We start from the raw sequence: 8,432 nt of genomic DNA, 5'->3' as shown, positions 1-8,432 counted from the left end.
AATATTGTCAGGAAATAGTTGTTGAATTAATGAAAATAAGACCTAATAAATTGCCATTTTTTCAGAAGGGTATGAGAGCTATGTCCTTGATTGAGTCTATGTTTTAACGGGGTTGTCACCCCGTCAGCTAAAACGCAGGATTTTAGTAAAAAAACTCGGTTCTTGACCGCCCGTGCGTCCAGGACTATATCTAAATATTGAAGGCGGTTGAAAGCGCTGCCGACTTCGGAAGCGCGTCTCAAGCCTTGGGTTTCCGTCTCGTTTTTGGGCGATATATTATACCGCACTTTAGGCGATCGCCCTTGGGAGCATCTCATATTTGTAAAAACACTTCTTTTGACTCCTTCTTTCTTCCTCTTTCCTCCTGTCTCCTGTCTCCTGTCTCCTGTCTCCTGCCTTCAATACTTTAGACGATCGCCCTTGGGAGCATCTCATATTTGTAAAAACACTTCTTTTGACTCCTTCTTTCTTCCTCTTTCCTCCTGTCTCCTGTCTCCTGTCTCCTGTCTCCTGCCTTCAATTTATAGCTTGGCTGCTTTCCGACAGAGATGTTCCCTCGCCCTTTCTCCCATACCACAAAAATAGACTTTTTTTAGAACGATCGAGCAATTAGAGCCGCCATCAATTGTATCAACTACAATCGAAGAGGTTGATGCATCCATCCTAAACAGTTGGCGATCGCACTCACGCACCAAAAAAACCGGGTTTTTTAGGAAATCTCTGGCTTTGTGGGAAGTATTTTTGTAAAACACCCGGTTTCTGACAGCCGCGATCAAATCTAAAATTCGATCGCACTCATATCGTTGCCGGTAGCATCGTCAGGTGATTTAACCGGCGCTAGAACACAGAGTACACAGAGTCCGAGAATATATATCTGAATCATTCCGATGTTACCGGATTTGATATCACACACCCAAGAAACCGGGTTTTTCAGGAATTTTTGGCTTTGTAGGAAGTATTTTGCTAAAAAACCCGGTTTCTGCCTACCCTGCGTCCAAAATCTAAAATCTAAAATCTAAAATCCAAAATCTAAAATTCGATCGCCCATTCAAACCTAAAATCTTCCCAATGACTAAATTTAATTAAAATTTGTTAAGATTAACTCGACCTCAGCGCCGGTATTCCATCCGCCGCTAAACCAGCCCTTCCCCAGTCTCGATAATAATGCTGCGACTCGAACACATCAGTAAAATTTACCCCACAGGCGTCGTACTCAAAGATGTCACCTGGGAAGTCAAACCGGGCGATCGCATCGGCTTAGTAGGCGTTAACGGTGCCGGCAAATCCACCCAACTCAAAATCATCGCCGGCGAAATCGAACCCACCTCCGGCGAAGTCATTCGCCCCGCCAGCCTCCACATCGCCTACCTCTCCCAAGAATTTGAAATCGATCCCACCCGCACCGTCAAAGAGGAATTTTGGCGCGCCTTCAGCGAAGCCAACGAAGTTCACGAATCCTTGATGCAAGTCCACCGAGACTTGGAAAACTCCAACCCAGAAAATCTCGACCAACTGATCAACAAAATGGATCGGTTGCAACGGCAATTTGAAGGCTTAAATGGCTACGGTTTGGAAGCTCAAATCGAGAAAATTCTGCCCGAAATCGGATTTGAGATGGAAGATGGCGATCGATTAGTCAGCGCCTTCAGCGGCGGCTGGCAAATGCGGATGAGTTTGGGCAAAATTCTCCTCCAAAAACCCGACATCCTGCTGCTAGACGAACCTACCAACCATCTCGACTTAGAAACGATCGAATGGCTGGAAGTATACCTCAAAGGGCTGACAACCCCGATGGTAATCGTATCCCATGACCGCGAATTTCTCGATCGGCTTTGCACCCAAATCGTCGAAACCGAACGCGGCGTTTCCAGCACCTACCTCGGCAACTACTCATCCTACCTGCAACAAAAAGCAGAAGCCAGAGAAGCCCAACTCAGCGCCTACGAAAGCCAGCAAAAAGAACTAGAAAAACAGCAAGCCTTCGTTGAAAAATTCCGCGCCAGCGCCACGCGCAGCACCCAAGCCAAAAGCCGCGAAAAACAATTAGACAAAATCGAACGCATCGAAGCCCCCACCGGCGGCTTAAAAACCCTGCATTTCCGCTTTCCCCCCGCCCCCCGCAGCGGCCGGGAAGTCGCCATAATTGAAAACTTGGTGCACACCTACGGCGACAAAATCCTATTTTTGGGAGCAGATTTATTAATTGAAAGAGGCGATCGCATAGCATTTCTCGGCCCCAACGGCGCAGGCAAATCAACCCTATTGCGCCTGATTATGGGTTTAGAACAACCAACCGAAGGCACAGTCAAAATGGGAGGCCACAACGTCATCCCCGGTTACTTTGAACAGAATCAAGCAGAAGCCTTAGACTTGAATAAAAGCGTGATGCAAACCATTCACGACGAAGTACCCGACTGGAAAAATGAAGAAGTTCGCACCTTATTGGGGCGGTTCTTATTTACCGGCGAAACAGTATTCAAACACGTCGGCGCTCTCAGCGGCGGAGAAAAAGCCCGCCTAGCTTTAGCAAAGATGCTGCTGGAACCCGTGAATTTGCTAATTTTGGACGAACCGACAAATCACCTCGACATTCCCGCCAAGGAGATGATGGAAGAGGCAATTCAGAACTACGACGGCACCGTAATCATCGTTTCGCACGATCGCTATTTTATTTCCCAAGTCGCCAACAAAATAGTAGAAGTTAGAGACGGCGAGTTTCGGACTTATCTGGGAGATTACCATTACTACCTAGATAAAATAACCGAAGAAAAAGAACAAGCCAAGTTAGCAAAACTTGAAGCAGAGAAAACGGCTAAAAAAGCCGAAAAAGAAGCCAAGAAAAAAGCCGCAGCCAAACAAAAGTAAGTAATCTCATGTCCGCTCGATGACTGTCATAAAAACGGTTTGTAGTGCGGACACTGACTGATATCAATTCCGGTTGACTCATACATGATGTTAACTGTTAACTGTCAACAGTTAACAGTTAACTGTCAACAGTGAAGTTACTATTCCGATGAAGAAAGGATTTGATATGATATCGTTTCCGGTTGCATCGTCAGGTGATTTAACCGCAGAGAACACAGAGGACACAGAGAGAGAGAATAGAGATATGAATACAGGACGATGCTACCGGATTTGATATGACCCACGCGCCATCCAATCGCGAGATCCGTCAATCGACCGGACATGATACTACTTGACTGCTACGGACACGACGTGGCCGCATCCCTAGGAATATGTAGCTGTAGGGTGCGGCGGATAAATCTTTTAGCGATCGCCCCGGCCACCTGATTTCCGCTTAAAGAAAGGCTTTTCGGAACTCAGACACTGCTGCAAATCATCACCTAAATCTCTAGGAAAACCATAATCTGCCACATACTTCATCAACTGATTGATCGGGCCGAATAAGATAGTATCTGTATCTTGTTGCAACAGAAATGTATCGTCAAATCCGTTGATTGTGTAAAAGTTTTCGCGGTGACTATCCACAGCAACGGAAGCCACCGTAACTCCATTAGAAGAAAAGCCTCTGAAACAGATTCTATTTTCCTTTTCAGCAATCTGAATGTATCGATAACCGCCACCGTGATAGACACCAACCTGTAAGGGTAAAGCAGCTAAAGAATTTTTAGCCCCGATGCTGGTCAAAAACAAAACTGTAAATCCCAATTTTGTGCAACAGTGCCAAAACTTCATTGTTGATTACTTCTAATCCAGCTAATACTGAAACCTTAACCCAAAATTATATTAATCATTTGATTGGCCTGCGATTCATACCCCCCGCCAAACAAATTAAAATGATTCAATACATGATATAAATTGTAAAGTATTTTGCGTTTTTCATAGCCAGAATCCAGCAACCAAACTTCATTATAACCCCGATAAAACGCTGCTGAAAAACCGCCGAACAGTTCAGTCATCGCCACATCAACCTCTCTGTCGCCCCAATAAGCAGCCGGGTCAAAAATTACCGGTTCTCCCGCCGCAGTTACCGACGCATTTCCTCCCCACAAATCCCCGTGAACCAACGAAGGTTGAGGCTTGTAACCCTCCAACAACTTCGGAATAGCTGCTAGCAAGCTTTCCCCCCGACTGAAATTTCCGCCCCGACGATTAGCCAACTTTAACTGATAACCAATCCGATGTTCGGCCCAAAATTCCGCCCAGTCACCAGTCCATTGATTAATTTGAGGAGTTGAGCCGATCGTATTATCGACATCCCAACCAAAACGTCCGCCCACAACGGCTAAATCACCCTCTTCTCCCCCTTTTAGCCCAGGTGGATGGGGAGGGATGTATTTGTGCATTTGAGCCAGTTTGCGCCCCATTTCTGACCAAGCTATCTCGCCCCCGCCACCTCGCAAATCCAGCCATTCCAACACAATATAAGCAGAATTGCCTTCTGTTCCCCAGCAAATCGGTTCAGGAACGCGAATCGTCTGAGTTTCTGCCATTTGCTGCAAGCCCAGAGTCTCAGCTTCAAACATCGCCACTTGGGAAGCTTGATTTATTTTCGCGAAATAAGTGCGCTTACTGCTGCTGATAGCATAGCCTTGGTTGATGCAGCCGCCACTGACTGAACGGCGGTTGTCGATGGAAAATGTTTCTCCGGTTGCTTCAGAGATGTGCGCGGCAATTTTGTCCCACATAGCATCAAATTGTCTTGAGGGCGATCGCAATTAGTGTATCAGCAATCAGCACAGAATTCACTACACAGGCAAGTGATAGGTCGTGCATTTTGTCAAAGACAGAATAAAATGCTTGACTCTCAAAGTCATGAATAGTAAGCATTGCATCTTGTTACAAGACTTTACCTTATTGCCGATCGCCCTCGCGCGCACCCTGCATTTATCCGGGAAAAATCATTTTCTCAAACCAATATATATAGTTAATTTTTTTGCCGATGAAAGCTTACAAATAATCGTTATCGACCGAACCCGAACAGGCTGCATTTCCTCTTGAATACTTTATCTTGACAATAGTTATTAACATTCAAAAAATATAGCAGTGGCGAGACAGGCTTCTAAATCTACTCATTATTCTGTATAGCCTTTTTCACATTGATGAGGTACGAATTTTCACTTAAAAAGCTTGGTGGTGTAAGGTTTGTAGCATAAATTAGCATACCTCATCTTTCTGAGAAACGCTATATCATTTAAAAAATCAGACTATCCCCCAAAGCGCTGTCTTTTAGTCTGCTGTTTCTAAGTCCTTTAATTCTTGCGTAGACTGCCATCCAGCTTCCCAGAGCGATCGATCTTTGAGCTGTCTGGCATTCAACCAAAAACGGATATTAGGATCGCAAGCCGCCACCATTTCCGCAAACACCCATTTACCTTCGTTTTTTCTGTTGACTACCTGGAAGTGCCGCCACCCCCAAGTTTTTTGGTGAGAAGTCCATCGGGAACCAACTAAATAAGGAAATTTTTGTTTCTTCGGCACAGTATTTTCGTTAACAAATATCTGACAAAGCAAGTTAATTGCAATAACTTCTTCTACTCTATTATATTAATCCTACATTCCCCACGAGCGAAAAACCTCTTCCATCATCTTTCGCTGAACTGGAGCTTACAGGACAGTCAAGCTAAACTCTCTCTGTAATATATAGCGGTTCTCAAGCGTGGTGAGATCTGCCCTATTGCCCACCCTTCGACTTCGCGATCGGACAAGATGCCCTATACGGAGGCCTATGCCGCATAGTACCTCATCTTGCTGAGAAAGGCTATATATGTGTTTATTGTAACTTGCAGCAGTTTCGCCTCCAAGCTCAAAATTAAGGGCAGTTCAGTGACTGCCCCTGTAATTAGATATACCTATGGAATAGGGTTCTTTTTTTGGGTCGATCGACAAATAGCAAATTTATGCAGCTCGAACTCGATCGTGAATCTCAAATCTAAAAGCAAATAACCTTGGTTGTAGTTGTGCGCCATCATCCGTTCTGCGAAACTGACTCAAATCTACTTTTTTAGCAGTTTTGACGTTCATTTCCTGCTTGTACCAAAGCGGTAGGCCACTTCTTGTCAGCAGGCGTTTTTCCGGGCCCAACTCTCCCTACAAACATGGTTTCAATCTCGATCCTGTCTCCTTGACGCTATACAGCTCAACAAAAACCACTTTTAAGTAAGATTGACTGATTTATGTACTCTGTCGCTACCCCCTTAATGACTTCCGTGTGAAGGCTTTTGGCCCGATAAATCCATTGGAAGTTGGGGAAGCCGGAGTCGCACCGCATTTGTTTGCAGCCAGAGAGTGATGGCGTGCTTCCGCTGCGGAGTCACGTACTCGCCCGGTCTGATCACGCCAGCACAGACACCGATGTTTTTCATAAGGGTTTCTCGCTCCGATGAACTTGCACCCTGTAGCAACCTGACTTGGGCTTTGATAAAATCCACGTTCATAGCAAAAAGTAAAATTAACTAAAGAACTCAGTTAAATAGCGATGCTTAGATTCCAGTTGTAACTCTAAAACCAATTGATACCAATCGAATTGATTCAATATCCCCAGGATGGGGATCGGGTGTCTAGAGCTAACCAACTTTATTTACTTTATCTGTTTTTGCCAGCAAAAGTGTCACTATGCTAGCAGTTTTGACAGAATTATTTATAATTAAGAACTGTTACAAATTTGGCTCACCTCCCACAATAATGCAGAGTTTAGTGCTAGCGCTACTCTCTTGAACTCAAAAAGTTCGGCATTACCTCGCGATCCATCCTTTTCTAGGTTTTATCCTCCCCCCTTGGGAAGGGATCGATCGCCGAACCTTCCTTTTCGATCGCCCCCATGAACACCCAGACACTGCTACCTTACCTTATTGATTTAGAGCAGTCCTATATTTAGCTCTCAACTATAACTTAAGGCATACGTATTGTTACTTGGGCTACCACAAGCGAGCAAGTTTTGATTCTGGTTGCTCAATGATATATTTTTTCGCTTTTGTTGCAAAGCTCTGATTATTGTTAATTAAGGAAGCTTAGTAATTTTTGTCAGCGAAAAATCGCTGTTGGCGAATCTAGACATTCTGCGCTAATGGGGATGAATCTGTTTTCCCGATTAATGGCGGGGATCGCCGACTACAACTACCGATCGCCCTTCATTTGTATAATTAATCACAAACCCCTCGATCCTAATAATTTTAAAATAGCACCAGTTCAAATAGGCTTCCATCTAGCGATAGCTGCTCCTACTCAAAAATATAAGTAAAACAAATCAACAGGCCAATACCCGCACGCTCTAGGTTGAGGGTACAGAATTATTTTTCGCCTTGAGTGTGTGATATCAATTCCGATTGCACTCACACATGATGTTAACAGTTAACAGTCAACAGTCAACAGTCAACAGTGAATTTACTGTGGTGATGCTGATTTATTTGATGTAATATCAGTTTAAAATGTCAAATATATAGCGATTTAATATATCCGCTAGATTGGCAATAAAACGTTTTTGGTCGGGATTTTATTCCTTCCATGTGTGCTAACTAAAGTCTTCACTACGAGCCAGTATTAATGACTGTAATTGTAGAAAAAATACGACACAATTAAATCAAGATTTAAGTGTATTTACAGTTTAAACCAACTAAAAATAACTAACATTTAATGGTTTGATTCACAAGCTAAATCAACTCATTTAGACAAAAAGAATTATTTTCACGACTTCCCGCAGGCGAGGATAAAAACCTGGTTGAGACTTTTTTTATACTGAAAAAACCAATATTTATATTAATTACGTTTGCACTCATACATGATGTTAACTGTTAACAGTCAACAGTCAACAGTCAACAGTGAATTTACTATTCCGATGAAGAGAGGATTTGATATTATGAGACAAACCCGGTTTATTTGCCTAAGTCCTGATTTCTTTTAAACACATCGTTACCGCTATCCTTCGGGTTGAAAAAAACAGGTTTTCTACTGTGGACGGGCGCGTCAATCGGGAGGAACTCATTTCGATCGCGCTTAAATGTTTTCTTGAAGCGCGATCGCGCAATAGCTCGAAGATATGGTATAATCAAGCGAGCGAAAACTGCACGGTCAACAGCTTGCGCGATCGATCTTCCCTGTCGATCGAGTTCCAGGACGTGAATTAAAGATATTAATTAACCAGTTCGTCGGAGATTGTTGGCTCAACAAAAAAACATCGCTCCGACAGCATATAAAATCCCCTCCGGCAAAATTGACGGAGGGGAAATTGTGGATCGAATTATGGGTGTTAATCGCTCTGTAGGTATTCTCTTGCAGTGTTATAGTCATTTCAAATAAGTATGAGACTATTTAAAAATGAGGTAAAATGAATAAAAATAGTGAAGCTGCTAGGAAAATGTCTTACAGTATTGATTTGAGAAAAAGAGTAGTGGATTATGTAGAAAATGGCGGTCGTATCGCTCAAGCTGCCGGACTTTTTAAGGTAGGAAGGGCAACGATATATCGGTGGCTGG

9 protein-coding genes are annotated in these 8,432 nt (G+C 43.6%); 3 read left to right on the top strand and 6 right to left on the bottom strand.

The genetic code is table 11. The annotated features are described in order from the left end of the window. The first annotated feature begins 1,164 nt into the window (after positions 1-1,164). On the top strand, positions 1,165-2,865 hold the full coding sequence (locus IQ263_RS27150) for an ABC-F family ATP-binding cassette domain-containing protein (protein ID WP_194071163.1): 1,701 nt from the start codon (positions 1,165-1,167) through the stop codon (positions 2,863-2,865). Positions 2,866-3,267: 402 nt separating this feature from the next. Here IQ263_RS27150 and IQ263_RS27145 read toward each other — a convergent pair whose 3' ends face one another. The 6 genes from IQ263_RS27145 to IQ263_RS27125 form a co-directional block, all read right to left on the bottom strand. After that, a complete protein-coding gene (locus tag IQ263_RS27145) occupies positions 3,268-3,696 on the bottom strand; it encodes a hypothetical protein (RefSeq protein WP_194071162.1) in 429 nt (142 codons plus the stop codon). Between the two features lie 35 nt (positions 3,697-3,731). Beyond that, on the bottom strand, positions 3,732-4,649 hold the full coding sequence (locus tag IQ263_RS27140; protein WP_194071161.1) for a fructosamine kinase family protein: 918 nt from the start codon (positions 4,647-4,649) through the stop codon (positions 3,732-3,734). A 4-nt stretch (positions 4,650-4,653) separates the two neighbouring features. Continuing rightward, positions 4,654-4,791, bottom strand: coding sequence for a hypothetical protein (locus IQ263_RS27135; RefSeq protein ID WP_194071160.1), 138 nt, complete (start codon positions 4,789-4,791; stop codon positions 4,654-4,656). Between the two features lie 399 nt (positions 4,792-5,190). Beyond that, complete coding sequence (locus tag IQ263_RS27130; protein ID WP_194071159.1) at positions 5,191-5,442, bottom strand: TIGR02450 family Trp-rich protein; 252 nt, start codon at positions 5,440-5,442, stop codon at positions 5,191-5,193. A 417-nt stretch (positions 5,443-5,859) separates the two neighbouring features. Beyond that, positions 5,860-5,985, bottom strand: coding sequence for a hypothetical protein (locus IQ263_RS29560; protein ID WP_255513014.1), 126 nt, complete (start codon positions 5,983-5,985; stop codon positions 5,860-5,862). 173 nt (positions 5,986-6,158) lie between these two features. Next, complete coding sequence (locus IQ263_RS27125) at positions 6,159-6,398, bottom strand: hypothetical protein (RefSeq protein ID WP_194011814.1); 240 nt, start codon at positions 6,396-6,398, stop codon at positions 6,159-6,161. 1,512 nt (positions 6,399-7,910) lie between these two features. Here IQ263_RS27125 and IQ263_RS27120 point away from each other — a divergent pair. Together IQ263_RS27120 and IQ263_RS27115 are read left to right on the top strand one after the other, a co-directional pair. Next, positions 7,911-8,084, top strand: coding sequence for a hypothetical protein (locus IQ263_RS27120; protein WP_194071158.1), 174 nt, complete (start codon positions 7,911-7,913; stop codon positions 8,082-8,084). Between the two features lie 230 nt (positions 8,085-8,314). Beyond that, on the top strand, positions 8,315-8,432 hold a 118-nt coding region (locus IQ263_RS27115), incomplete at its 3' end, for an IS630 transposase-related protein (RefSeq protein WP_194066405.1).

Origin of the sequence: Tychonema sp. LEGE 06208 (assembly GCF_015207505.1) — a bacterium.
In the GTDB taxonomy this organism is placed as follows: domain Bacteria; phylum Cyanobacteriota; class Cyanobacteriia; order Cyanobacteriales; family Microcoleaceae; genus Microcoleus.
Note: the sequence above shows the minus strand (reverse complement) of the source record. Positions and strands in the feature narration are given on the sequence as shown.